We start from the raw sequence: 25,887 nt of genomic DNA on the forward strand, positions 1-25,887 counted from the left end.
GGTCTGGGCATAGAGAGCCTCAAGCGCCGCCTGTTCCCCGGCGGCGGCACGGGCAAGCTGCCGGTCCAGGCCGTCCTCCGCCGAAGCGGTCTTGGTGCGCATCGTCTGTTCCCCCCTGTCTATAATTGAAACGCATCAGCACGGCGTTTTATTGCGCCGGCTGAAAAAATTTTTTGGGATGATTGGGCGGAGCTTTTTCCGCCGCCTCTATCATAGCAGGCCGGAAGGAAAAAATCCAGTCCCGGCGTGAGCCGGGGACCTTTGCAGATTTTCCGGCAAAAGCGGTCTTTTGGATTGACAGGCCGGAAAAAAACGGGTAGAATACAAAGCGGACATTCGTTTCCCCGGACAGTCGCTTGGCTTCCAGGCTGAGGGAGCCCCCATGAAAACCGTATCATCCCGTATACGCCCCGGCAGCTCAGGGGATGGAGCGGTTGTCTCCCAGGCGGGAGCGGGAACGCTTTCCTAAAAGCACATATCCGGCGCATACAAGTGAACAGGCCCCGATAGCTCAGATGGATAGAGCGGTCGCCTCCTAAGCGACAGGCCGCTGGTTCGAATCCAGTTCGGGGTGCCAGCTCAGAAATTCCCAACACCGCTCCGTTTCCCGCCTTTGGCCGGAAACCTGTGCTGTGTTGGGAATTTCTTCGCCTTCCGCCGGGATATGCCGGATTCCCGGCGGAGAGGGAACGGGGCGGCGGACCGCCTTGCCGGGCCGCGGTTTGGTTTGGGGCGCACGGCCATCAATTTAACGAGCGGACTCCGGCTCGGAAATTTCCAACACCCTCGCCGGATTCCCGGCGGAGACTTCGATTCAAAAATTTTACGCAGGGACCCTGTCCCGTCCGCCGGAGGCCGCGGCCGATTTCAAGAATTTACCCGGAACCAATCGAACCCAGCTCTAAACAATGCAGTACAGCGCCCGGGACCACGGGCACGAGAACAGGCCGAGGGCCATAGGCCCTCCGCCTTCTGCGGTCCTGATCTGTACAGGGCTTGTGTCCGGCGTCACGGATTTTCCCCTGCCTCCCCGCCGCCGGCTGTGACGGTCAAAGCTGGAGCTTAGCCGCGGCAGCGGCGATGATACACGGAAGTATAAAACACGTGAACCCTGCCCACCTCCTGTTTACGCGCTGCAAAACCGCTGAGATAATCGCTCCCATGACGGCGCATGAACCAACCGACTGTCTCTGACCGAACGCCCAGTAAAGCGCGACGCCCCATATCAGCCAGCCCATAAGCATGACGCCAATCGTATGCTCAAGGTTACTGCTTGCCATCTCCTTTTCACTGTGGCCTTTGCGCCGCCTGTCTCCCTTGCGGTTATTACAGCAGTAGTCATAAAAAGACAACCGGTAGCCGCTGTCGACCGCTTTGATGTAAGCACGAATATTGGCTCTTGTGGCCAGGTTTCCGTCGCCGGCGTCTACCTTGTACTTTCTCAGCTCCATCTTCTCCGCAGGGCTGGCATCCATTCCCTGACCATGGGCCTTCTGATAAAGAAGCTGCTCTTTTCTTGCGTTATTCACGTTTACCTCCCTCGTCCGCTGAGTGAATCTATCATCGCGGCAACCGCTAAGGTCACAAGGATTGAGAAAATCCATCCCCGTCCCATAAGTAGTTTCAATATAATAAATAACACACCTGCGATTATGATAGCATTATCAGACGAATTTTGCCTGCTGCCTGTATCGGCGCCTCTGGCCTGACCGCCGCCTGCGGGCCTGCCGGAAGAGCCAACGCCCAGCAAATCATCAAACAGCGGTTCATTGTCCCTCAGCCCATGGGGGTATCGGGACACGACATTCAAAATCATGTCCTCCGTCACGCCCATTCCCCTGTAACGGCCTGTTATTTTGGTTCTGCCATAGGGATTGCCGACGGAGCCCCTGATGTTCCACAGCTCCGCAATGGCAGAAAGCGCAAAGCCGAATCCCTCATGCTGGTTTGCCCCCGACACGCCTTCCACCGCTGCCAGATAGATGCTGTGCGCAACATTACGCGGCGTCATGCCGGCATTTTGAACAACCTGAGACGCTTGTCCTTTATCCATAATCCACCCTGCCTGTTCATCGTTCTATACATTTTATGTAATATTGTAATGTTTCTCTGATTGGCGCGTACTCCGGCGCAATGGCAAGAATCTCTTCCTCCACATCGGAAAGCAGGATTGTCCCATCAATCTCTTTGCCCTTGTATTTCTCAAAGACAGACATCAGCCCTTTTGCCTCCAGGGTTTTCCTGGTGTTGTTTCCGTTGTCGCCCTGGCCGATTGCAAAATTCATACACGCCGCGTCGCCGTGCTTCGGCCCGCGCACCCCAAGCAGAATGCCAACGAACGCATTATAATCCCATTTGTTGGCCAGACTCTTTCTGTAAAGGAGCAATTGATCCCGAAAGCGGGTCATGGCCGGCGCGCCGGCGCCGCGCCGGAACGCGGCCAATGTCAGCTTATCCAAAGCCCGGAAGGCAGAAACTGGCTCGCCTATCACTCCGACCTGTTCTATCTCCATTCTCCTCATGCCACTACTATCATAAAAAGGACGTGGTCTCACACGGTATTCTTCATAGCTGTTTGTAACATTCCAAAATCTATATAGCTGACTCTCATCTGGAACATGGTAGATATTATCAAAACACCAAAAATGGAGGTTAAGGTTATTGTAACGCTGAAAGTGTATTCTTTTCTTTTCTCCATCCTGTTTAAGATGATACACCTCAAACCCTGTTGGAATAAAAGCAAGTTTGCCGTCAAAATAATAGTATCTTGAATCATTGAAACCCAATGTACATAATTTCCAGCCTACAGAATATTTTCCCCGCAGCTGGACTACGCCCTGGATATCTGTGTGAACCAGCTGGATATCTTTATCGCTCGTTTTTACCCACATGGTATCGTCAAGCATATTAAACGAGAAAATATGCCGGTCATCCCATGACGGCAGAGAATCCTCATTTATCTTTGCTTTCCAGCTGGGCCTTGCAAAGCAATCCAGTACGCTCCATTGATTTTTCGATAAATCAATATGAACGATGTAAGAAATCCGATTCCCATCGCTTCTCGTATATCCCGCCACAACACGATGTTTATTCGCATACAAAAATTGGCAGGAGATATTACCAATATTTGAGGGGGCCTGAGAAAACGGCAGTTCTCTTCCCCATTCCTGCCGGTAGCTTTCCCGCAGACAATTGTCAAATGCCAAGTCCCCTTTCTGGACGCCCCACAGCAGCGTCTTTTCCCCTGTCAGCATATTGACGCGGTAAATATCCGTACTCATTGCGGGCTGCCTTGTTTCGGAGTAAATCACTGTATTGTCATAGACATATACGCATTCCAGACGAGAATGACCATGACGGCTTTCTTTTCTGCCAAACACATGCGTATAAATCTTACGCCCGTCAAAGCCGAATAAGGAGATGGTTTCCATGTCGTAAAGGAAATAGCCACGGCGGTTGACCGCAATATAAGTATGGAAATTAAATGTTCTTCGGGTATGAAGCCTGATTGCATGGGATGTTTTCCGCTGTACATTGGATTTTATGACATAAACGCCGTAATTCCTGGCCTTGAGACTTCCTTCAGAGCGAAGAAAATAAATATCACCCTGATATTTTGAATATTGGGAATATCCTTTCCTGAAATAATTCCTCTCCATAGTGGATGGAGCTGTGCGTCGCCAGTCAGGGTCAACATAATACTCGCTGTGAAACCCGAAGCAGTCCTCATTCTCCAGCTTGTCTGAAAGCGGATTGAATCCTGAATTTGTCATATTCATACCATTTCCCTCCCTCAATATTCCCTTCCGTATGTCATACGCCGCAAAACCGCAGCCTTTATTTGCAGGTCAGCTTAATCCACTCCGAAAACTTCTTGAACAGGCCGTCAATCTGCGCGGAGGTATAGCCATATTTCAGCAGCCGTTCCTTGATGCCCTTCTTGCTTTTTGCGTTCCAGTTCGCTTTCACCCAGCCCTTTGTCTGGGTCCGAATCGTATTATAGGGCCCGAACCACTCCATCCACTGCGCATAAAACGCGTTGAGCAGCTTCCCCTTGTTCGCCGCCTTGGCGGATTTCAGGTAATACTCGTCAAATCCCTTGTGGTCAAACCAGTCAATCATCTTCCCTTACCTCCTCAAAAATTTTGGCAGCGGCCCGCCGGGGTCACCGCCGGAATATCCTGACTGCAAATAATCCCATCTCCAGTGCGGCCGCCGCGCATCCCGCCATGAAAAAGACCTGATTTGCCAGGCCATACGCGTGGAACAGTCCCAGGGATACCCCTCCCTTAAGCGGGTACAAAAATCGCACCTTTTTCTTGTTGCATACATCCGTTGCCAGATGGGAGAGAAATCCCGCCGCAAACGAAACCACCGCCTTTTCCCACACCAGCCCAATGGCGAAACACAAGAGGGCCAATGCCAGAAAAGAATGCATAAAGGACCTGTGAGGCTGTTCCTTGCCAAACGCGCAGATGCAGATAAACAGCAAGATACCGGCGATAATACGGCCATAGCCGCTGTTTCGCACCACCTGTTCAATTACTCCGGTGTGGAAAAAACAGTCCAGCGCAAGCACCGCCAGCAGCACCACGGCGGAAAGCATGACAATTTTATCAGCATCACGGTGGGACCCTGATGTGCCGACGTCTATGTCGCTGATCAATGCGCCGAAAGCGCCTCCGCCGGCGGCCAATACAAGCTCCGGCACAGTCTCCGGCTGGGTGACCGCCATGGCCGCGGCAATTCCAATCACCATATGTGTTTTCCCTAACAAAACTGCCTCCCTTCCCCCCGGCAGCCGGACAACCCGCTTGTCCCTGTCACCTCCGAGGACACTGCGTTCAAATTCAGCTCCAGCAGCGAATCATCCGGGTTCATACCCCCGCCGCACGGGGCATAACGCTTCAAACCGCCCCATCGTGTCGAACTATGTAATATCATACCCAATTGAGTTATAATTGTCAATAGCCAACCCGTTTGTTCATCTATTGGGCATCACCCATTTTAGATAAACTTTTTTTCAGATGACGAAAGCGGGGCATATTGGATGATAGAAAATGAGGTCCTGGGACGAATCCGGGAGTTCCTGAAATTGAATCACTGGTCCATTTACAAGCTGGCAAAAGAGTCAGGCATTCCCTACTCAAGCCTCAACAACTGCTTTCTCCGCAACACCTGCCCGACAATCCCGACGCTTGAGAAGCTTTGCGCGGGGCTGAATATCAGCCTGTCGGACTTCTTCGATTTCAAGAAGAACCCTCTCCGTGACACAAGTTTATCCGAGGATGAACAGAATCTCCTGAGCGCGTACCGGAAGCTGTCCAAAAGAGACAGGGAGCTTCTCGGCGCATATTGTGACGGTCTGAGCAGGAAAAGAAGATAGCGGCCGGAAGACCCCCGGGCCATCCCCCAGGCTCGAATACCGGCGGCCTTCCGGGCCGCCCCGGGGAATGGACAGCGCCCAGGAAAAAACGGCATATCGCACAAACAGCGCCCTGCCCGAGTCGGAAGCAACTCGGACAGGGCGCTGTTTGAACGTCTGCATGTACCGATGTTCAGCCGTGCTGACGGCATCACTCCGATGAACAGAGCTTTTTTCGCTTCATCCGCACAGGGAAACGCCGCGAAGGAGACTCCTTCGCGGCGTTTTTCAGGCAGCCGGAACAGAATCAGGCGGCAGCCTTGCTTCGGTTGGAAATGCGGTTGCTGACATAGACCAGGGCAATCAGGGCGATGCCGATGACGTCCGTTGCGGCGCCGGGAATCACCAGACACAGGCCGCCCGCCAGGGACACCACCCGCATGATGGGATTCACCGGGCCGTTGAGATAGCCGATGAAGCCCGCGCCGATGCCCACCAGGCCGATGACGGCGGTGCAGATCATGGGCAGAGCCTCCAGGAAGGTGCCGCCTATCATAATCATCTTGGGATTCATAGCGAACATGTAGGGTATCAGGAAGGCGGCAATGGCCAGCTTGGTGGCGTTGACGCCGGTTTTGAAGGCGTTGCCCTTGGCAATGGCGCTGCCGGCATAGGCCGCCAGAGCCACGGGCGGCGTGATGTCCGCCACAATGCCGAAGTAGAAGCAGAACATATGGGACGCCAGCATGGGGATGCCCGCCTTGATGAGGATGGGGGCGGCGATGGTGGAGGTAATCAGGTAGTTGGAGGTGGTGGAGACGCCCATGCCCAGAATCAGGGAGGTGAACATGGCGCACACCAGAGCCAGGAAGACGTTGTTGCCCACCAGGTCGAAGATGCCCGCGCCGATGCGCTGGCCCAGGCCTGTCAGAGTCACCATACCGATGATGATGCCGGCGGTGGAGCAGGCGGTAGCCACGGAAACCACATTCCGTGCCGCCTGGGGCAGGGCGGTGAAAATCTGGAGGAAGGGCACCCGGGTCCCCTTCCGGAGATAGGGAACGATGATGCAGATGAGACAGCCGATGAGGGCGGAGCGGGTGACGGTGAAGCCGGAAATCATCAGGTAGATAATGCCGATCAGCGGCAGCAGCAGGTGTCCCTTGTCCCGCATCAGCGGCCAGAGCCTGGGCAGCTGGTCCCGGGGGGTTCCCTTGAGGCCCAGGCGCTTGGCTTCCAGGTGAACGCTGATCCAGATGCCAATGAAGTACAGCGCCGCGGGAATGACGGCGATAATCATCAGCTCCCGGTAGGGCACGGCGCAGGCCTCGGAGATCAGGAAGGCGGCGGAACCCATGACCGGGGGCATGATCTGCCCGCCGGTGGAGGCGGCGGCTTCCACGGCTCCGGCAAACTCCGGCGTATAGCCCAGGGACTTCATCAGGGGGATGGTGAAGGAGCCGGTGGACACGGTGTTGGACACGGAGGAGCCGGAGACGGTGCCCTGAAGGGCGGAGGACAGCACCGCCACCTTGGCGGGACCGCCGGCGGCCCAGCCTGCCAGGGAGTTGGCCAGGTCAATGAAGAACTGGCCGATGCCGGTTTTCTCCAGGAAGGCGCCGAAGAGGATGAACAGGAAGATGTAGGTGGAGCAGACCCCCAGGGGGTTGCCGATGATGCCCTCGGTGGTGATGAACAGATGGGTGATGATCCGCTTGAGGGAGAAGCCCCGGTGCTGGAGGAAGCTGCCCATGTACTTGCCCACCATGCCGTAGACAAAGAAGCAGGAGGCGATGATGACGATGGGCGGGCCCACCACACGCCAGCAGGCCGCCAGAACCAGCGCGATGCCGAGGCCCGCCATAACCGTGTCCATCATGGTGTAAGCGCCGGCCCGGAACTGGAGGGCCTTGTAGTTCAGAATGAAATAGGCCACCACGCAGAAGAACAGCCCCGCCAGCAGGCAGTCATACCAGGGCAGCTTTTTCCGGTCGGCGTTCTTGGTGGCGGGGTAAATCAGAAAGGCCAGACAGATGGCAAAGCCCAGGTGGGTATAGCGGAGAATCTGGAGGGGCACCTTGTTGGAGATGGAGGCGTAGAGCTGGAAGAGCGCGAAAACGGTCAGAACAATCCGGAGGAGCTTTTCACCCCTGGGGGAGAAAATTTTATACTTGGATTCCCGGTCGATGGCGGACAGGTCGATCTCCTCAGGAGGGGTCTGTACTTTTTTCTTGAAGAGGGCCATGGCTGTTCTCCTTCTGTTGATGTTTTATATCAAAGAGCCTCCGGCACGGGGAACCGGGGGTTCCTTCGATTCCTGAGTTGAAGCCGCTTCATGCGGCGGAGGCAGAGGCGCGGGGACTGCGCGGTTCTTTATGGGTTCTTAACGTCGGGAAGAGCACGGGCAGGACAGAACCATTTTCTGTCCTGCCCGCCGCTTCATACTGCAGGTATTTGCTTGTCTGCCGGATTACTTCAGGTAGTCGGGGATCTCGATGCCCTGCTCCTCATAGTAGCGCATGGCGCCGGGATGCAGGTCGCTGGGGATACCGCTGAGGGCGGCGTCCAGGCTCATGTAATTGGCCTTGGCGTTGATTTCCTGCACATCGCCCAGGTTCTCATAGATGGCCTTGGTCAGGGCATAGATTTCGTCGTCAGAGAAGGTATCGTTGCACACCATCATGCACTTCACGGCCACAGAGGTGATGGGATGGCCCAGGTTATACTCGTCGGTCTCCGGGGTGAAGGAGGAATAGAAGGGATACTGCTCCAGCAGCTTGGCCATATGTTCGTCATCAATGGTGACCAGGTCGATGTTGCCGTTCAAAGACAGCTCGGTGACGTTGGAGTTGGGATAACCGGAGCACATGAACATGCCGTCGAAGGTGCCGTCCTGAACGCCGTTTTTGGCGGTGGACTGGTCGGCAAAGGTCTCATTGATGTCGTCATAGGTCATGCCGTAAGCGCCCAGAATCTGACGGGCGGCCACCTCGTAGCCGGAGCCCACAGCGCCCACGCAGATGTTCTTGCCGGCCATGTCGGAGATGGACTGAATGCCGCTGTCCTTCCGGACCACGATCTGCACCATCTCGGGATAGCAGGCGGTGATGGCCTTGAAGTTGGTGATGGGGGAGCCGTCGAAGAGCTCGATGCCGTCGTGGGCATAGCTGTACACGTCGGACTGAATCATGGCAAACTCATTTTCGCCGGAGCCCAGCAGACGGGCGTTTTCGGTGGAGCCGCCGGTGGCGTTGACGGTCAGATTCGCTCCCGTCACATTGTTGATAACGGTGCACATGGCGTTTCCGAACTGATAGTAGTTTCCGGTGGCGGAGCCGGTGCCCATCAGATAGCTGCCGGAGAAACCGGGCTCGGCAGCGTCGCCGGAACCGGAGTCGGCAGGGGCGGACGTACCGGAGTCCGCGGGAGCGGAAGTGCCGGAATCGCCGGAAGAGGACCCGCCGGAATTGCCGCCGCAGGCGGCCAGGGACAGGACCATCATCAGGACCAGAAGCAGAGACATAAACTTCTTCATAAACTTTCCTCCATTATCGGTTTGAAAGGGTATGCTTTGCTCCGCAGGCGCGGACCATAGCACCTCTATTATAACAGGGACAGACATAAGATGTCCAGTTCGATATCCTACAAGGAAACAGTCGCTTTTTCATCAAATCATACAGAAAACGCCGGATAATTAAGTATTACTCATTATAACTTAAACAAATCAACAGCAAAATGAGAAAAACTCATTGAATTTTGAGGACAGATTGTTATAATACAAACAAAAGGGGGCGGTTTTGTGCTGGTAGAGCGGATTCGGGGCGGGTATGCCCAGATGTCGGCGGTGGAGAAGCGGATTGCCGACATAATCCTGGAGGACCCGGTGCAGGTGACCAACAGCACCCTGGCCCACCTGGCCGCCCGGGCCGGCGTGTCGGAGGGCAGCGTCATCAACTTTGCCGGACGGCTGGGGGTGGGAGGGTTCAGCGCCCTGAAAATCGCCCTGGCCCGGGAAACCCACACCGGCTTTTCCTTTGGCGGCGTGACGGAGGAGGACACGCCTCTGTCGGCCTTCCGGAAAACGGCGGGCAACACCGCCGACGCCGTCCAGCGCACGGCCCGCGCCATTCAGAGCGCCCCTCTGGAGCAGGCGGCGGCGCTGCTGGCCTCCGCCCGGCGCATTGACATCTTCGGCGCAGGGGACTCCGCCCTGATTGCCCAGGACGCTTATTTTCACTTTATGCGGGCAGGCCTGCCGGCCTATGCCATCACGGATTACCTGACCTTCAGCATCGACGCCGCCCAGCTGGACGAGAGCTGCGTCGCCCTGGCCGTTTCCCACTCCGGGCAGACGGCGGAGATTGTGGACGCCATGGAGCTGGCGAAGCGGCGGGGCGCGGCCACCATCTGCGTGACCTCCTATGGGGACAGCCGTCTGGCGAGGCTGTGCCAGGCGGCCCTGGTTACCGCCTCCAGCGAGGCGGAACGCCGCCAGGAGGCAGTGGCCGCCCGGCTGACCCATATGATGGTGCTGGACGCCCTGTGCGCCTATCTGTCCGCCCGGCGGGGGAGCCGGGCCGTGGAGCGGGAGGACGCGGCGGAGCAGTATCTGTCCCGCCGGCGCTATCCCCGGTGAAAAGGAGGAGAACGGGAATGAAACGGAACAACAGCCTGCGCGTGCTGCTTCTGGCGGCCTGGGGAACCTATATGACTGCCTATCTCTGCCGGGTGAACCTGTCCACGGTGCTGGATAAGCTGTCGGCAGGGCTGGGGGTCAGCGTGGAGTACCTGGGGCTTGCCAGCTCGCTGTATTTTGTGACCTATGCCGTGGGCCAGCTTCTCAACGGCGCGATCGGGGACCGGGTGAATCCCTACCGCTTTCTGATGCTGGCCCTGAGCCTCACCGGCGGCATCAACCTGATTCTGGCGTTTCAGACCAGCGGAGCCCTGTTTACGGTCCTCTGGGGTCTGAACGGCTTTTGCCAGTCCATGTTCTGGAGCACGCTGCTGCGTCTGCTGTCCTTCCACGCCCGGGAGGACCAGCGGAAAAACGTCTCCACCATCATGTCCACCTGCTCCGTAACAGGCTATCTTCTCAGCTGGGTGGTGCTGAGCTGGCTGTTCCGGCCCCTGGACTTCCGGCCCTATTTCCTGGTCCCGGCACTGGCGGCCCTGGCGCTGATTCCGGCGTGGCTCCTGCTGTCCCGCCGGATTCCCTATGAGGACAGGCGGGGAGAGCGGCCGTCCCCGCCGCCTCTGCCTCAGATTGCCCGGGAATTTGTTCAGGACCGGCTGTTTTTCATCTGTCTGCTCTGTCTGCTGGTGGGGGCCATTCAGGAGGGGGCGGTGTTCTGGCTGCCCATGATTTTCACCGGCGTCCTGGACCTGGGGGAAAACTCTCTGCTGCTTCTGGTGCTGATTCCCCTGGCCAAGCTGGCGGGGGTGTTTCTGGCCAGAGGGACCCTCTCCCACCTGGGAGACGACGCGCGCTGGGCGATGCAGGTAATGCTGGCCCTGGCCTGTGCCGCGGCAGGATGCCTGGTTTTGACGGCGGAGCATACTTCCCTTGTGACGGTGCTGCTGATTGCCGCCCTCATTGCCGTGGTCAACGCCGGCAACTGGTATATGATCTCGTACCTGCCCCTGTATTTCTCCGGCCGGAACATCGTCTCCACCCTGGTGGGCGTCTTCGATTTCTCCACCTACATCGGCGCGTCTCTGATGTCCGGCGCTCTAGGGGGCCTGCTGAGCCGGGTGGGCTGGGTCGCCCTGCCTGCCGCATGGCTGGCGCTGTCGGTGCTGGGGCTGCTGCTGGCCTTCACCGGCGCTGGCGGCTGCCTGGCGAGGAAGGGCGAACAGAGAGTGATACTCATTTCAAATAAAACTAAATAGTTTTATTTGAAATAGAACCCCACTCTGCGTTTCCGTTTTGCGCCGGAATGGCACAAAACACGTCTCAGAGCCTGTTTAAAATCTCAACGTGTGCGTATTGGCGAGGGGATTTTTTGTCCTGCAAGGCAAAAATCCGCAGGCATCCTGACGGATGGCAAGGATTTTTAACGCAGTCAGGGCGGAAAATACACTGTCAAGACGTGTGCGGGGAGATTTTAAACAGGCTCTCATAAGAATCCAACGCGTTTCCTGCGCTATAAAAAGCTTTTGAAAGCTTTTTAATGGATTCCAGTATGAAGAACAGGGCCTGAAAAAACAGGAATCAGGAGCTGCCGGACGAATGGGGCAGTTCCTGATTCCTGTTTTAGAGGCTGTTTTAAAACCAGCGGAATGTCGGATGGGGGCAGATTGTTTCGCCAGACAAGGCGATTGGACGCGGGAATCCTGACGGATTTCAAGTCCAATCAACGCAGTCCTGGCGGAATAAGATACCCCAAGACGGCGTTTTGACGGTTTTAAAACAGACTCTAGTACATTTCCCGGGAAACCCAGGACCATAACGGACTCACGGGGCTTCCGGACCGTCCAGGGCCTTCCGCCGCCCCGCGCTCCCCTCAGCGGAACCGGGTGGCGAACCGGTTCCCCAGCCTCTGGCGGAAGGTCTGCCGCAGTTCCGCCCGCTGTTCCTTTGTCAATGTCCGGCAGGGGAGGATGTAGAGGTCCTGGGCGGAGACATAAATCATGAAAATCTGGTTCAGCTCAAAGACACAGGCCAGATTTCCAATCTGTTGGGAGGCCTTGATGCTCCGCTCCGGAATTTCAAACTGGACCCGGTGGGACTCCAGGACAGCGGTATAGGTGCAGCCCAGGAAGTTCCCCGGCGTCCGCATATACTGCCGGATGCTCCGCTCCGTCCCGGCGAACAGCAGGAGGCCCCAGCAGAGATAGGCCGCCGCCAGGAAGAACACCAGGGGGTTGGCCGTTCCCAGCCCCAGATAGGAGCCGGTCCCGTAAAGAACGGCCCCGATCAATACCACGAACATGATCTGCAGGGGCCGGCGGTGCCGCAGAAAGAGGCCATAATAAGACGCCTTCCGGAAGTCGGAAACCGTCACCTTATACTCCACCTGTATTTTCTCCATGCTTTTTTCAGCCTCCGTCATCATCAGAATGAGGCCACTATATCAGAATTTTTCCCCTTTTTCAACCCGGGGACGGCGCAGGGAACGGGATTTACGCCCGCCCCCTGTCATAACGCCTGTGGCGGGTCTCTGTGCCCGCCCGTTTTCCCAATGATGCTGGGCTTCCGGCAGGCAGGCCGGACCGTTGGAAAAACGCCGCCCGTCAAAAATACCGGCAAAAAAATCAAAAGGGGCAAAATGCGCAAAAAACGCAAAAATGTCAAAAAACGCAAAAATACTGCCCGGGATTTCTCCCAGGCAGTATTTTTTCTTGACAGCGGGAAAGCGGCACAACCGCGGCAGGACTGCCCGTTTATACCTCTGCCGGAGCCTCGCTGGAATCCCCGAAGGTCTTCACGGCTCTGGCGGTTTCCGCTCTCTTCTCTTCCAGAGACTCCTTCAGAATCATGTCCTTGACCTTCATCAGCCGGATGGTGGTGGCCCGGTCGTTTTCGTCCAGCTTCATGTTGATATACCGGATGGCCTCCTGGGTGTTGGGGATCATCACATACTCCAGGGCGTTGACCCGGCGGCGGGTCTTTTCAATCTCCTCCGCCATCAGCTGGGCGGACTTCTCAATCTCCGCCAGCTTCAGCATCTTCCGGAAGACCTTCCCCAGGGCGTCCACGGCGGTGTCCAGCTCGCCGGAGGTGGCCGCGAAGCCGTAGGGATAGATGTCGGAATCCGACCGTGTCTGGGTCTGGAAGTCGTACACCGGCACGTTGACGGACATGATATTCTGGAAGGTCATGGTCAGCTCCACGCTCTGCTTGGGGTAGACCAGAGCCTGTTCCAGGGCCTCGGAGCTCATGAGGGCGGAGGCCACGGTGAAGGCCCCATGGACCGTCATCAGCTCTTCTTCCACCTCCGCCCGGAGGGCGCGGACCTCCCGGACGGTGTCCAGGAACTGCTTCATCAGCTCATCCCGCTTGTCCTTCAGCAGCTTGTGGCCCCGCTGGGCGGTGCGCAGCTTGCCTTTCAGGCGGGTGAGCTCCATTCGGGTGGGGCTTACCGTGATATTCGCCATGGCTCACCCCTCCTTTAGTCTTTCTTTGGCCAATACTTCTCGATCAGCTCAGGCTTGATGCGCTTCAGCTCCGCCTTGGGCAGGATGCTGAGGAGCTCCCAGCCCAGATTCAGCGTCTCTTCAATGGACCGGTTTTCGTCATAGCCCTGGTTGACATAGCGGCGCTCAAACTCGTCGGCAAACTTGGCATACAGCAAATCGGTGGGCGTCAGGGCCGCCTCGCCCAGAATGGACATCAGCTCCTTGTTGTCCTTGCCGGTGGAGTACGCGGCGAACAGCTGGTTCATGGTGTCCGCGTGGTCCTCCCGGGTCTTGCCCTTGCCCACGCCCTTGTCCTTCAGACGGGAGAGGCTGGGCAGCACGTCCACAGGGGGATGGATGCCCTGGCGGTACAGGGACCGGGCCAGGATGATCTGACCCTCGGTGATATAGCCGGTCAGGTCGGGGATGGGGTGGGTCTTGTCGTCTTCGGGCATGGTGAGAATGGGAATCATGGTGATGGAACCCTTCTTGCCCAGCTGACGGCCGGCCCGCTCATACAGGGTGGCCAGGTCGGTGTACAGATAGCCCGGGAAGCCCCGGCGTCCGGGAACCTCCTTCTTGGCGGCGGAGACCTCGCGGAGGGCCTCGGCATAGTTGGTGATGTCGGTCATGATGACCAGCACGTGCATATCCTTCTCAAAGGCCAGATACTCCGCGGCGGTCAGAGCCATACGGGGGGTGGAGATGCGTTCCACGGCGGGGTCGTTGGCCAGGTTGGAGAACAGGACGGTCCGCTCGATGGCGCCGGTCCGCTTGAACTCGCTGACGAAGAATTCGGACTCCTCGAAGGTGATGCCGATGGCGGCGAAGACCACGGCGAAATTGCCGGCGTCGCCGCCCAGCACCTTGGCCTGACGGGCGATCTGGGCCGCCAGGTTGGCGTGGGGCAGGCCGGAGCCGGAGAAAATGGGCAGCTTCTGGCCCCGGACCAGGGTGTTCAGACCGTCAATGGTGGAAACGCCGGTCTGGATGAACTCGTTGGGGTAGTCCCGGGCGGCGGGGTTCATGGGCAGGCCGTTGATGTCCCGGTACTCCTCGGCCAGGATCTCGGGGCCGCCGTCGATGGGCTGGCCCATGCCGTTGAAGACCCGGCCCAGCATGTCGCCGGACACGCCCAGCTGAAGGGGGTGACCCAGAAAGCGGACCTTGGCGTCCGCCAGATTGATGCCGGCGGCGGCCTCAAAGAGCTGGACCACGGCGGTGTCGCCGTTGACCTCCAGCACCTTGCCCCGGCGGATGGACCCGTCGTGAAGCTCCACTTCCACCAGCTCGTCATAGGTGACGTTTTCCACCATCCGGACCATCATCAGAGGGCTGACGATCTCCTCTACGGTTTTATATTCACGAATCATCAGTTCTCACCTCCCTGGGCGGCAACCTCTTCGATCTGCCGCTCCATATCGGCCTCGATCTCCTCATAGACCTTGACGTAGTCCTCGGCGGGGACGCTCTTGGCCCGGCCGATTTTCTCACGGGCGGGAATATCGAAGAGCTTCATCGCGGACGCGCCCTTGGCAATAGCGTCCCGGCACAGAGTTTCGTAATGGAGAATCATGGCCAGCAGCCTGCCCTGGCGGTCGTAGCTGGAATAGCCGTCGATATCCGTAAAGGCGTTCTGCTGGAGGAAGTCCTCCCGGACCATCCGGGCCACTTCCAGAGTCAACTGGTCGGAGGGGGACAGGGCATCCTTGCCGACGAGCTGGACAATCTCGTTGAGGTTGGCCTCCTGCTGGAGGATGCTCATGGCCTTGGTCCGGTCCTGCATGAAGCTCTCGCCGAAGTTCTCGTCGAACCAGGGCTTGAGGGTGTCCAGATACAGGGAGTAGGAATTCAGCCAGTTGATGGCGGGGAAGTGGCGCTTATAGGCCAGAGACGCGTCCAGAGCCCAGAACACCTTGACAATCCGCATCGTGGCCTGAGACACGGGCTCGGACAGGTCGCCGCCGGGAGGGGACACAGCGCCCACGGCGGTCAGACTGCCCCGGCGCTCGTCGCCGCCCAGGCACTCCACGCTGCCGGCCCGCTCGTAAAACTGGGCCAGACGGGAAGACAGATAGGCGGGGTAGCCCTCTTCGCCGGGCATCTCCTCCAGACGTCCGGACATCTCGCGGAGGGCCTCGGCCCAGCGGGAGGTGGAGTCTGCGATAACGGCCACGTCATAGCCCATGTCCCGGAAATACTCGGCAATGGTGATGCCGGTATATACGGAGGCCTCCCGGGCCGCCACGGGCATGTCGGAGGTGTTGGCAATCAGCACCGTCCGCTTCATCAGGGACTCGCCGGTGCGGGGGTCCTTCAGCTCGGGGAATTCCCGCAGCACGTCGGTCATCTCGTTGCCGCGCTCGCCGCAGCCGATGTAGACCACGATATCCACATCAGACCACTTGGCCAGCTGGTGCTGAACCACGGTCTTGCCGGAGCCGAAGGGGCCGGGAACGGCGGCGGTGCCGCCCTTGGCGATGGGGAACATGGTGTCGATGATCCGCTGGCCGGAGCACAGGGGCTTCACCGGGGGATATTTCTTCTCATAGGGCCGGCCCACACGGACGGGCCACTTCTGGGTCATGGTCAGGGGGACGTCCCTGCCGTCCTCTGTGGTGAGGATGCCGATGGTCTCCGTGACATTGAAGCTGCCGCTTTTCAGCTCCTTGATGGTTCCCTTCATTTTGGGGGGAATCATAATTTTATGGAGCACCACGGGGGTCTCGGGGACGGTGCCGATGATGTCGCCGCCCACCACCTTGTCGCCGGCCTTGGCGATGGCGGTGAATTCCCACTTCTTTTCGTGGTCCAGGGCGGAAACCTCCACGCCGCGGGTGATGTTTGCGCCCACCTTTTCCACAATCTTTTCCAGGGGACGCTGGATGCCGTCGTAGATGCCCTCGATCATGCCGGGGCCCAGCTCCACGCTCATGGGCGCGCCGGTGGTTTCCACCACAGCGCCGGGGCCCAGGCCCGAGGTCTCCTCATAGACCTGGATGGAGGCGGCGTCGCCCTTCATGGTCAGGATCTCACCGATCAGGCGCTGAGGACCGACGCGGACCACGTCGGACATGTTGGCGTCCGACAGACCCGTGGCAACCACCAGCGGCCCGGAAACTTTAACAACTTTGCCGCTCAAATTTATGCAACCTTCTTTCAGGATAAATTTGCCGGAAAAACCCTCTTCAGGCTCCGCCCGAACAGGGGTCCAGGGGCAGGCCCCCCGGTTTCTCCGCCGGAGGCGGAGAACTGCATTTCAATCATGTTCGCGACGGCATGTGCGTCACGAAGCTCCCCCGGCCGTCCTGCCGGACGACAGGGGAGACAGACGGGGGCGGAGCCCCGTCCTTACAGGGCAATCCTGCAAAAAACACTCCGCACAGGGGGCGGGCTCTGTCCCGCCCGAACGGTGCGCCGGTTCCGGAAAACAGGCTTGCCGGTTACAGAATATCCGCGCCTACCGCCCGCTCGATGGCCCTCTGGATGTTGTTCTTTCCAATGCCCAGGGAGCCTCCCCGGCCGGGAATCAGGATAATGGCGGGCCGCAGCTCGTCCTTGTAGCGGGCCAGCACGTCGTCCATGTCCCTGGCCAGCTGCTCGGTCAGGTAAATCACCGCGCAGTTTTCCTTTGCCAGCTCCCGGATCTTCTCCCTGGCCTCCGCCGCGTCTGCGACAGGGTAGGTGTCCAGCCCCAGGGCCCGGAAGCCCATGACGGATTCCCAGTCGCCTACGGCCGCAATTCGATAAGTCACTGCCATACGTTCACCGCCTTACACATAGCCAGTCCGCAGCCGGGACCGGATGACGCCGGCGCTGAGCCCGGCCCCCCGGCCCATCAGAAGGATGCGGATGTTGGTGTACTCCGTTTCCCGGGCGGCCAGATAGCCCAGCAGGGGCGCCTCTCCAAAGGGCACGAACTGGGCCCCGGACAGGTAATCGCCCACCGCGTCGTCGCAGCGCTTCTCAAACTCCGTCAGGGAGCCGCCCCGCAGGGCCTCGGCGCCGGCCTCCGCCGCCGCCTGGAGGGGCGTGGGTCCGTAGAGCTCCGTCAGTCCGGAGCCCCCTGCCGTCCCCACCGCCAGAATGGAACCGGGTTCCACGTCGCCGCCCTCCAGCAGCACCGTTTTCAGGAAGTCCGCGCTCTTGCCCATCCGGAGGGTCCGGATCAGGCTGCGGAGATTGGCCGCGTCAATCTGGGAACGGACGTAGCCCGCCAGAAAGGCGCTGCCGGTCTCCTCCGCCACCCCGGCCATCTCCCGGTAGCACCAGCGGTCCAGCACGATGTCGCTGAGCTGGGGGTCCCGGGTGGCGTCCAGGGTCTCCCTGGCCTCCGCCGCGGCGGCGGCCAGAGACTCCGGCAGCTCATCCAGGCGTCCTGCCTGGACGGCCTCCTTCAGCACCTTGGCCTCCACCCGGCCCATGTCCATCAGCATCCGGTCGGGGCTGGTGTCCATGGCCTGGGCCTTCAGAATGGCCTTGATATTGTGATAGTCGTATTTCAGCTTGAAAATGTCGATATACCTGGGGTCCGGCGCGCCGCCGGTCAGGTCCGCCAGGGTGGCCTCCCGGACGGCGGACAGCGCCGCGTCCATGGCCTCCGGATCGCTGGCGTTCAGCTCCGGATAGCCGCACTCCTGAAGGATTTTCACCGCTTCCTCGTCTGTGCGGGCGTCCAGAATCTGTTCCATCCGCTCCCGGCTCAGGAGACCTGTCTCCATGGCCTTGACCCGGGCGGAGATGGCCAGGTAATCGGTGTCTCTGATTTTTTTAGTCAAGACACTTCCTCCTTGTCACGCGAAGAGCTTCCGCGCCACGTCCCCGGCTGTCTCCGCCTTCTGGAGGCGGACCAGGGTGTCGAAGGCACAGTTGACCTCCACGTTTTCCGCCCGCAGGATAAAGCCGCCCTGAATGGCCCGGGTCTCGCCGGAGAGCTTCAGCTTTTTCCCGCCGGCCTTGTTGGCCTGCTCCACGGCGGCCTTGCCCACGGTCTCCCGGTCCTTGGGGGAGAAAATAACCTCCTCCGTTCCGGTGGAGGACGCCTGAGCCAGCAGCTCCGCCAGCACAGATGTATATTTCTCCGCAGGCATGGCGCGGAGCTTTTTCAGGGCCAGGTCATAGGCCTTTTCCACCATTTCCTGTTTGGCGGCAAGGGCCAGCTTCCGAGCCTCCATCTGGGCGGTGCCCGCCAGGCGCTCTTTCCGCTCGGCGGCGGCCTTTTCGTTCTTCGCCGCGATCTGGGCGGCCTCGGCGTCGGCCTGGGCCTTATAGCCGGCGGTAATCTCCGCCGCCTGGGCTCTGGCCTCGCTCAGCACCCGGTCAATCTCGGCCTGCGCGTCAGCCTGGATGCGCTGGGTGATTTTTTCAATTCCGTTCATGTCAGTCCCCTTTCTCCGGGGCGGCTCAGAACTGCAGGAGCATCAGCATGGAGGCCAGCAGGGACAAAATGGCATAGAACTCCACGATGCCGCACAGCAGCAGGCCCTTGGACCAGTCATCGGGCTTCTTGGCCAGAATGTTGATGGAACCGGCGGCCACGCGGCCCTGGGCAATGGCGGAGAGCAGTCCGCCGAGAGCCATGGGCAGGCAGGCGGCAAAGTAGGCCATGCCCTGGGCGGTGGTCATATTCAGAAGGCTCTGGAAGTCCCCGCCCATCAGGCCCATCTGGGCGATGGCAAAGAAGAACACCACCATGCCGTACAGGCCCTGGGTGCCGGGGAGCAGCTGGAGAACCATGACCTTACCGGATTTGCTGGGGTCCTGGCACAGAAGGCCGGTGCCGGCCTCGCCGGCGATGCCGGTGCCCTTCGCGCTGCCCACGCAGCTCAGACCAACCGCGAGACCCGCGCCCAGCAGCGCCAGAGCCAGACCGCCAAAGGATTCAACGAAACTCATGATAATTTCCTCCTCAATTATTTCTCGATGTCTACATATTTGGGTTCGATATTCAAGGGACGGAAGGGCTTGCCGCCGTCCTCATAGAACCGGCCGAAGAACTCCAGGCACTGCAGGCGCATATCGTGGACATAGCAGCCCAGAATATTCAGCGCGAAGTTCAGCGCGTTGCCGATGACGGCAATGATGATAAAGGGGATGATGTGCCCCGTCATGGCGCCCAGCTGATTGAACACCTGGGCCACCACCGCCCCGGCCAGCATCAGGGCCATCAGGCGGGAATAGGACAGAATATCGCTGAAGTAGCCGGTGATGCCGTTGTACAGGGAACCGAAGATGCCCGTGACGATGCCGAAGCCCTTTTTCCCATACCCCTGGGTCAGAACCAGAATCACCAGGGCGGCGATCAGTCCCGCCTGCACATTGCCCAGGGCAAAGCCCGCTCCGGCGGCGATGAAGGCCGCAAACCATGCGCCCTCTCCGCAGAGGGCCGACATGGCCTCTCCCCGGCGGAACTTCAGGCACATGCTGACAATCATGCCGGTGAACACCTGGACCACACCCAGAACCAGCGCGCCGATCAGCACCGGCACCGCATCGCTCAGGGGGTCGAAGGCGGACCACAGCGGCACGCTCTTGGGGTCCACGCCGGACAGCAGGCCCCGGATCTGGGGAATCAGATCCCCGAAGAAGCCGCCGGTGAGAGCGCCCCAGATGAATGTGGACACGCCGCACAGGCCTATCAGGGGAATCATATACCGCATGGTGGCTCCGTTTGGCCGGGCCTTTTTCATGATGAAGGCCGAGAGGCCCATCATGATGAGGCCATAGCCCATGTCCGCCATCATCATGCCGTAGAACAGGATGAAGAACGGAGCCATCAGGGGATTGGGGTCTACGGTGCCGTAGGCCGGCAGGGAGTACATGTCCGTCACCATGTTCAGCGGCTTTGTAAACCAGTTGTTTTTCAGCTGGACCGGAACCTCGGGGATATCCTCCTCCGACGGGTCCTCCGCCTCCCAGGCGCAGCCCTCTCCGTTCAGCAGGCGTTCCACCTCGCTCATGCGCTCCGCCGGGGCCCAGCCCTCGAAGAAGAGGATGGTGCCGTCGGTCAGGAGCCGCTCTGCGTTCTGACGCTCCGCCGCCTCGGCGGAAAGGCGGTCCGCGTAGAGCTTCAGGTCCTCGTAGGCGCCGGAGGCCTCCGCAATGGCGGCCTCCGCCTTCTGGCGGCTCTTCCGGTTTTCCGCCAGAGCGCCGTCCAGCGCCGCGGCGTTCTCCGAGGCCGTGCCGCTGAGGCCCTGGAAGGCCGTCACGCTGAACCCGTGGGGCCGCAGGACCTCCATGGCCGTGTCCTCATCGGCCTTGTGGCAGACCAGCAGGCAGCAGCGCTGCTGCTTTTCCGCGCTGATTTCATAGAGCTCCGCCGCCGCGTCCGCGCCGGCCAGCTCGTTGCGGATGGCGGCGGTGTCCGCTCCGCCGGGGAGCACGCCCGGGCGGAACAGCACATGGGCCGTCTCCGTCAGCTCCAGGGGCATATCCAGCCCCATCCAGGGGTCCAGGGCCGCCCGGCGGCTGATCAGCCGGGTTTCCTCCCCCTGGAGGCGGGCGATGTCCTGAAGGACCAGATTGATGGTCTTACTGACCTCCCGGGGCCATTTCGCCGCCTCCTCGTTCAGAAAATCCTCTCGGGTGACCTGCTTGCGGGGGGTCAGCATGCCGTCCTTCAGCCCGCCGTAGCGCCTCAGCGCCTCCAGAGCGGCGTTGACTGAGGCCAGGTCGTTTTTCGTCTCTGCCAGACGGGAGGTCTCCCGCCGCAGCAGCTCCGCCCAGGCCGGGTCCGCCAGACGGCCGTCCGGCTCCCGGATCTCCACGCAGCCCAGGCGCAGCAGCGCCCGCAGAAGCCGGTCCCGGCTGTCGGCCATGGCCATCACGCGGAGCTTTTTCATTTTTACAATGGCCATCTCAGTGCTTCACAACCCTTCCGACAATAAAGTCCGCGGCCTCCTCCAGGCGTTTGCCCGCGGCCTCCTGCATGGCGGCGGCCTCCTTCCGGGCGGACTGGGCGGTTTTCTCCGCCTGGACCGCGGCGGCCTCCTCGGCCTTTCGCAGCAGCTGCCGCCCGGCCTCCAGCCCGTCGTCCTGCACCCTGCGCAGAAGCGCCTGGCCCTCCCGCTCGGCGTCGGCGACCAGCTGCCGTGCCTCCGCCTCAGCGGCGGCCCGGCGTTCCCGGCATTCGGTTTCCGCCTGTGTGACCTTTTCGATTGCTTCCAGGGACATCCGTTTTCACCTTCCTCCTGTTCTTGGCGCTGGCGTTGCGGCCCCCCATACCGGTACGGCGGGAATCTTTTCCCTCAGGCCGCAGGCTCACTGACTGTATTATATGGCACAACGCCGCGCAATGCAAGGGATATTTTGCCCGACAGGCAAAAAGCCGCCCCGGTTCTCCGAAAAACAGCGGCGCTTTTATCCGCCTTCTTCTTTCCTTTTTTTCAGGGCTGTGCTATACTGGTCTTAGAATCTGTATTCACAACCGCTGCACGCCGTCCAGGCGGCAGACTTCACAAAAAAACCGCATGGCGGGCAAAAAACCGCGCGGCGGGCAAAAAACCGCGCGGCGGGGTATCGGGAGGGCATCCATGAACGGAGAGGAACGGCGGCAGGCCATTTTAAGCATCCTGCAAAACAGCGGCGGACCGGTCAGCGCCGGGAGCCTGGCGGCCCGCTTCGCCGTCAGCCGGCAGGTCATCGTGGGAGACGTGGCCCTGCTCCGGGCCGGCGGCGCGGAAATCTTCGCCACGCCCAGGGGCTACGCCGCCGCCCGGCCCGCCGCCGGCCTGACCCGGCAGATTCCCTGCCGCCACGACGGGGCGGGGATGGAAGCGGAGCTCAACGCCATGGTGGACCATGGCTGCTCCGTGCTGGACGTCATTGTGGACCATCCCGTTTACGGCCAGCTCACCGGCCCCCTTCAGCTCTCCAGCCGCTATGACGTGGGGCAGTTCCTGGCCCAGTGCGCCGCCTCGGACGCCCGGCCCCTCTCGGACCTCACCGGCGGCATCCACCTCCATACCCTGGCCTGCCCCGACGAGGACGCCTTCTGCCGGGTGCGGCAGGCCCTGCGGACACTGGGCGTTTTGCTGGAGGACTGACATTCAATTAGGAATGAGGAATTGCCCAACGCTGTCAGCCGCTCAATCATTCCTCATTCCTAATTCCTAATGCCTAATTATCAGGAAAGGGGTTTTCCCATGAACAAATCCTCGGGAATGAGAGACATGACGGCGGGAAATCCCGCCGGGCACATCCTCTATTTCGCCCTGCCCCTTCTGGCAGGGAGCCTGCTTCAGCAGTTTTACAACATGGTGGACAGCTGGGTCGTCGGGCGCTACGTGGGAGACGGAGCCCTGGCCGCCGTAGGCGTGGGCTTCCCGGTGCTGACCATGTTCTCCTCGCTGTTTATCGGACTGTCCAACGGCGGAACCGTGGTCATCGCCCAGTTTTTCGGCGCGGGGAAGATGGACCGGGTCCGGGACGCAGTGGACACCGTCTATGCCGCCTTTCTCATGTCCATCGTCCCCCTGACGGCCCTGGCCCTGCTGGCGGTGGGGCCCATCCTCCGCCTGCTCCAGGTGGAGCCCGGGGCCTATGACGAGGCCTATCTCTATTTAATGGTGGTCTGCGCCGGCCTCATCGGCAGCGTGGGCTACAACCTCAACGCCGGCATCCTGGGGGGCCTGGGCAACAGCCGGAGCACCCTGCTGTTTCTGGCGGTGGCGTCGGTGATGAACATCGTGCTGGATCTGGCGCTGGTCCTCGCCTGCGGACTGGGGGTTCTGGGCGTGGCTCTGGGAACCATCATCGCCCAGGCCTTTTCCTGGCTCTTCGGCGTGGCCTATATCAACCGCCGCTATCCGGAGATTTCCCTCCGCTTATTCCCCCGGACCTTCGACCGGGCCCTGTTCCGGCAGATCATGGGCATCGGCCTCCCGGCGGGGGTGCAGATGTCCCTGGTGGCCCTGGGGGCCATGGTGGTCATGGGGAAAATCAACAGCTACGGCAAGGAGTTCACCGCCGGATATAACGTGGGCTTCCGGCTGGACCAGCTGGCCTTCCTGCCCATCCAGAGCCTTTCCAGCGCCGTCGTCTCCTTTGTGGGGCAGAACATCGGCGCGCGGCAGCTGGACCGGGCCCGGCAGGGCATCCAAATCACGGTGATGCTCTCCGCCGCCTGGGCGGTGCTGATGACGGCGGTGCTGATGCCCTTCAGCGAGCCCCTGGTGGCCTTCTTCTCGGACACGCCGGCGGTGGTTCACGCCGGGGCGGTGTATCTGAACTGCATCATGCCCTTTTACTTCCTGTTCGCCATCATGTTCTGCCTGAACAACGCCATGCGGGGCGCGGGAGACAGTGTGTTTCCCATGGTGAACGTGATTCTGTCCCTGATTCTGGTGCGGGTGCCGGCGGTGTACTGGCTGGCGGACCGGTTCGGGCCCGATTATATGTATTACGGTATGGCCGTGGGCTGGACGGTGGGACTGGCCCTCTCCGCCGCCCATTACTTCTCGGGCCGCTGGAAGCAAAAGAGCGTCACCGGCGGCGAAAACAGCCCCTGAGGGGCGCGCCCCCCACCAAAAAAATTTCCCGGGTAATATGCCCGCGCCTGCCGGGGCAGGCGGCCCCTCAAAAAGCGCTCGGGGCGCGGATCACCGGAGGCTGCTATGAAACATCCCGACAAACAAGGCTGGACCGCCCTGGCGGCCATCGTCCTGTTCTACCTGGTCATCGAGAGTCTGGGCGTCACCTGCCCCATCCGCTTTATGACCGGCGTCTCCTGCGCCGGCTGCGGCATGAGCCGGGCCTGGCTGGCCCTGCTTCGGGGAAACTTGGCGGAGGCGGCCCGGTTTCATCCCCTCTTCTGGCTGCCGGTTCCGGCGGCGGCGCTGCTGTTGTTCCGGCGGCGGCTGCCCCGGCGGGTTTTCCTCTGGGCCATGGGGGCCGTCTGCGCCCTGTTTCTGGGGGTCTATCTGGTCCGCCTCTTCAGTCCCGGGGACGCCGTTGTGGTGTTCCGGCCCGCCCAGGGCTTCCTGGTTCAAATGCTCCGGCGGCTTTGCGGCGGAGCCTGACAGATACATACAAAAGCACCGGACCGGAGCGGTCCAAAGAAAGGAGATCATTATGAAATGTTGGAAATGCGGAGCCGAGCTCCCGGAGGGCGTCCAGTACTGCGGCAGCTGCGGCGCGAAACAGGCCCAGTACAGCGGAAACCCCTTTGCGGGTCCGGCCCCCTCCGCGCCGCCTCCCCCCGGCAGCGGTCCCCGGAGGCCTGAGGAGAATCCCGGCGGCTTCGGCGGTCCAAATCCCGGCGGGCAGCCCGGGGGACCGAATCCCGGCGGCTTCGGCGGTCAAAACCCCGGCAGGCAGCCCGGCGGTCCGAATCCCGGAGGCTCCGGCGGCGGCTATAACGGCCGCCCTGGCGGCGGAGACCAGAAAATTGTCCTCACCGTCTTCGCAGCGGTCTGCGGCGCGGTTTACGGCCTCCGGGCCCTGAGCGGAGGAGCGGGGCTGCTGCGGCAGCTGTTCCAGGTGATGCCCGGGCGGCATTACTTCGGCCTCCTCGGCCCTGTGGTCTCCCTGTTTTTCAGCGCTCTGTTCACCGCCACAGCCCTGTGGATGTGCCTGATTCTGCTGATGCTGGCCTTCCGGCGGACCCGGCAGAACTCCGACGGGCTGCTCCTCTGCCTGTGCAGCGGCGCTGCCGCCATGGTGATTCTTCGGGTTCTGTACATGCCTGTCTGCCTGGTGCTCCCCAGCATGGGCCTGAACTTCAGCATTTATCTGGGCCTTCTTCTCCGCTCCATTGCCGGGGCCGCCGTCTCCGCAGGCGGCGTGTACTGTATCCTCCGGTTCCTGCTGGGGGAGATGCCCCTGGCCGGGAAGAACGCCGACGACCTCCGGAACGACGTCCGGGAGGCCTTCCGCGCCTCCGCCCAAGCCGCCGGGGAGGCGGGCAGTCAGGCCGCCCAGGCCGCCCGGAACACCCGGAACGACTGGAATGACCGGAGAACCCAACAGACGCCTCCCCCGCCCGGCGGCGGCATGCTGCTGAAGACGGACCGGAGCCTGCTGGTGTACATCCTGCTGAGCTTCGTCACCTGCGGCATTTACGCCTGGTATTTCATTTATGCCCTGGCCAGGGATGTGAACATCGCCTGCGCCGGAGACGGGCGGAGCACCGCCGGGCTTCTCAAGCTGGTGATTTTCAGCTTCCTCACCTGCGGACTCTATGGAATCTACTGGTATTACAGCCTGGGGAACCGCCTGGCCTACAACGCCCCCCGGTACGGTCTGAACTTCCAGGAGAACGGCACCACCATCCTGCTGTGGCATCTGGTGGGCCTCGTTCTCTGCGGCGTGGGCCCCCTGGTGGCTCTGTACATCATCATCAAAAACACCAACGCCCTCTGCGGGGCCTTTAACGCCCGCCGGGGCATGTAAGAAAGGAACCG

At 60.5% G+C, this 25,887-nt stretch carries 25 protein-coding genes and 1 tRNA gene; 8 read left to right on the forward strand and 18 right to left on the reverse strand.

What is annotated here, in order from left to right; all coding sequences use genetic code 11:
• Nucleotides 1–500: 500 nt before the first annotated feature.
• Nucleotides 501–577, forward strand: a tRNA-Arg gene (locus tag Q0063_RS02615).
• 472 nt (nt 578–1,049) lie between these two features.
• Here the strand turns inward: Q0063_RS02615 and Q0063_RS02620 are convergent.
• The 5 genes from Q0063_RS02620 to Q0063_RS02640 are packed head-to-tail and all read right to left on the reverse strand — an operon-like array spanning nt 1,050 to nt 4,759.
• Nucleotides 1,050–1,529, reverse strand: coding sequence for a hypothetical protein (locus tag Q0063_RS02620; protein WP_297870421.1), 480 nt, complete (start codon nt 1,527–1,529; stop codon nt 1,050–1,052).
• Nucleotides 1,530–1,531: 2 nt separating this feature from the next.
• Nucleotides 1,532–2,053, reverse strand: a complete 522-nt coding sequence (locus Q0063_RS02625) for a hypothetical protein (RefSeq protein ID WP_297870422.1) — start codon at nt 2,051–2,053, stop codon at nt 1,532–1,534.
• Between the two features lie 16 nt (nt 2,054–2,069).
• Nucleotides 2,070–3,779, reverse strand: a complete 1,710-nt coding sequence (locus tag Q0063_RS02630) for a hypothetical protein (RefSeq protein WP_297870423.1) — start codon at nt 3,777–3,779, stop codon at nt 2,070–2,072.
• 58 nt (nt 3,780–3,837) lie between these two features.
• Nucleotides 3,838–4,122 (reverse strand): hypothetical protein, encoded by a 285-nt coding sequence (locus tag Q0063_RS02635; RefSeq protein ID WP_297870424.1) that lies wholly within the window; start codon nt 4,120–4,122, stop codon nt 3,838–3,840.
• Nucleotides 4,123–4,165: 43 nt separating this feature from the next.
• Nucleotides 4,166–4,759, reverse strand: coding sequence for a metal-dependent hydrolase (locus tag Q0063_RS02640; protein ID WP_367180318.1), 594 nt, complete (start codon nt 4,757–4,759; stop codon nt 4,166–4,168).
• Between the two features lie 291 nt (nt 4,760–5,050).
• Between Q0063_RS02640 and Q0063_RS02645 the strand changes: the two genes are divergently transcribed.
• Nucleotides 5,051–5,386, forward strand: coding sequence for a helix-turn-helix domain-containing protein (locus tag Q0063_RS02645; RefSeq protein WP_297870426.1), 336 nt, complete (start codon nt 5,051–5,053; stop codon nt 5,384–5,386).
• A gap of 286 nt (nt 5,387–5,672) precedes the next feature.
• On the opposite strand, the gene Q0063_RS02650 is transcribed toward Q0063_RS02645, so the two are convergent.
• Both Q0063_RS02650 and Q0063_RS02655 read right to left on the reverse strand, forming a co-directional pair.
• Nucleotides 5,673–7,610, reverse strand: coding sequence for a TRAP transporter permease (locus Q0063_RS02650; RefSeq protein WP_297870427.1), 1,938 nt, complete (start codon nt 7,608–7,610; stop codon nt 5,673–5,675).
• A 225-nt stretch (nt 7,611–7,835) separates the two neighbouring features.
• Nucleotides 7,836–8,900, reverse strand: a complete 1,065-nt coding sequence (locus Q0063_RS02655; protein WP_297870428.1) for a TAXI family TRAP transporter solute-binding subunit — start codon at nt 8,898–8,900, stop codon at nt 7,836–7,838.
• A 264-nt stretch (nt 8,901–9,164) separates the two neighbouring features.
• Here Q0063_RS02655 and Q0063_RS02660 point away from each other — a divergent pair, with 264 nt between their 5' ends.
• Entirely contained in the window at nt 9,165–10,001 is an 837-nt protein-coding gene (locus Q0063_RS02660; RefSeq protein ID WP_297870429.1) for a MurR/RpiR family transcriptional regulator, read from the forward strand.
• Nucleotides 10,002–10,018: 17 nt separating this feature from the next.
• A complete protein-coding gene (locus tag Q0063_RS02665) occupies nt 10,019–11,257 on the forward strand; it encodes an MFS transporter (RefSeq protein WP_297870430.1) in 1,239 nt (412 codons plus the stop codon).
• Nucleotides 11,258–11,871: 614 nt separating this feature from the next.
• On the opposite strand, the gene Q0063_RS02670 is transcribed toward Q0063_RS02665, so the two are convergent.
• The 11 genes from Q0063_RS02670 to Q0063_RS02720 form a co-directional block, all read right to left on the reverse strand.
• On the reverse strand, nt 11,872–12,399 hold the full coding sequence (locus Q0063_RS02670) for a hypothetical protein (protein ID WP_297870431.1): 528 nt from the start codon (nt 12,397–12,399) through the stop codon (nt 11,872–11,874).
• Between the two features lie 42 nt (nt 12,400–12,441).
• On the reverse strand, nt 12,442–12,732 hold the full coding sequence (locus Q0063_RS02675; RefSeq protein WP_297870432.1) for a hypothetical protein: 291 nt from the start codon (nt 12,730–12,732) through the stop codon (nt 12,442–12,444).
• A 19-nt stretch (nt 12,733–12,751) separates the two neighbouring features.
• Nucleotides 12,752–13,465: a V-type ATP synthase subunit D gene (locus Q0063_RS02680; protein WP_297870433.1), complete on the reverse strand. Its 714-nt coding sequence runs from the start codon at nt 13,463–13,465 to the stop codon at nt 12,752–12,754.
• A 14-nt stretch (nt 13,466–13,479) separates the two neighbouring features.
• On the reverse strand, nt 13,480–14,859 hold the full coding sequence (locus Q0063_RS02685; RefSeq protein WP_297870434.1) for a V-type ATP synthase subunit B: 1,380 nt from the start codon (nt 14,857–14,859) through the stop codon (nt 13,480–13,482).
• The gene (locus Q0063_RS02690; protein ID WP_297870435.1) at nt 14,859–16,628 is read right to left on the reverse strand and encodes a V-type ATP synthase subunit A; all 1,770 of its coding nucleotides are present in this window, start codon (nt 16,626–16,628) and stop codon (nt 14,859–14,861) included. Before Q0063_RS02690 ends, Q0063_RS02685 begins: the two co-directional genes overlap by 1 nt.
• 301 nt (nt 16,629–16,929) lie before the next feature.
• On the reverse strand, nt 16,930–17,247 hold the full coding sequence (locus Q0063_RS02695; RefSeq protein ID WP_297870436.1) for a V-type ATP synthase subunit F: 318 nt from the start codon (nt 17,245–17,247) through the stop codon (nt 16,930–16,932).
• 12 nt (nt 17,248–17,259) lie between these two features.
• Nucleotides 17,260–18,264, reverse strand: coding sequence for a V-type ATPase subunit (locus tag Q0063_RS02700; RefSeq protein WP_297870437.1), 1,005 nt, complete (start codon nt 18,262–18,264; stop codon nt 17,260–17,262).
• A 15-nt stretch (nt 18,265–18,279) separates the two neighbouring features.
• The gene (locus Q0063_RS02705; protein ID WP_297870438.1) at nt 18,280–18,864 is read right to left on the reverse strand and encodes a V-type ATP synthase subunit E; all 585 of its coding nucleotides are present in this window, start codon (nt 18,862–18,864) and stop codon (nt 18,280–18,282) included.
• 25 nt (nt 18,865–18,889) lie between these two features.
• On the reverse strand, nt 18,890–19,381 hold the full coding sequence (locus tag Q0063_RS02710; protein WP_297870439.1) for a V-type ATP synthase subunit K: 492 nt from the start codon (nt 19,379–19,381) through the stop codon (nt 18,890–18,892).
• 17 nt (nt 19,382–19,398) lie between these two features.
• Complete coding sequence (locus tag Q0063_RS02715) at nt 19,399–21,342, reverse strand: V-type ATP synthase subunit I (RefSeq protein ID WP_297870440.1); 1,944 nt, start codon at nt 21,340–21,342, stop codon at nt 19,399–19,401.
• A 1-nt stretch (nt 21,343) separates the two neighbouring features.
• Complete coding sequence (locus Q0063_RS02720; protein WP_297870441.1) at nt 21,344–21,658, reverse strand: hypothetical protein; 315 nt, start codon at nt 21,656–21,658, stop codon at nt 21,344–21,346.
• A gap of 359 nt (nt 21,659–22,017) precedes the next feature.
• Here Q0063_RS02720 and Q0063_RS02725 point away from each other — a divergent pair, with 359 nt between their 5' ends.
• From Q0063_RS02725 to Q0063_RS02740, 4 genes are all read left to right on the forward strand, one after another.
• The gene (locus tag Q0063_RS02725; protein ID WP_297870442.1) at nt 22,018–22,530 is read left to right on the forward strand and encodes a transcription repressor NadR; all 513 of its coding nucleotides are present in this window, start codon (nt 22,018–22,020) and stop codon (nt 22,528–22,530) included.
• A gap of 99 nt (nt 22,531–22,629) precedes the next feature.
• Nucleotides 22,630–23,994, forward strand: coding sequence for an MATE family efflux transporter (locus Q0063_RS02730; RefSeq protein ID WP_297870443.1), 1,365 nt, complete (start codon nt 22,630–22,632; stop codon nt 23,992–23,994).
• A 105-nt stretch (nt 23,995–24,099) separates the two neighbouring features.
• Nucleotides 24,100–24,504 carry a DUF2752 domain-containing protein gene (locus Q0063_RS02735; RefSeq protein ID WP_297870444.1) on the forward strand — a complete coding sequence of 135 codons (405 nt, stop codon included), beginning with the start codon at nt 24,100–24,102 and terminating at the stop codon, nt 24,502–24,504.
• Nucleotides 24,505–24,556: 52 nt separating this feature from the next.
• Nucleotides 24,557–25,876, forward strand: coding sequence for a DUF4234 domain-containing protein (locus Q0063_RS02740; protein ID WP_297870445.1), 1,320 nt, complete (start codon nt 24,557–24,559; stop codon nt 25,874–25,876).
• Nucleotides 25,877–25,887: the final 11 nt, after the last annotated feature.

The sequence above is a fragment of the uncultured Oscillibacter sp. genome (assembly GCF_947654275.1).
Lineage (GTDB): Bacteria > Bacillota > Clostridia > Oscillospirales > Oscillospiraceae > Oscillibacter.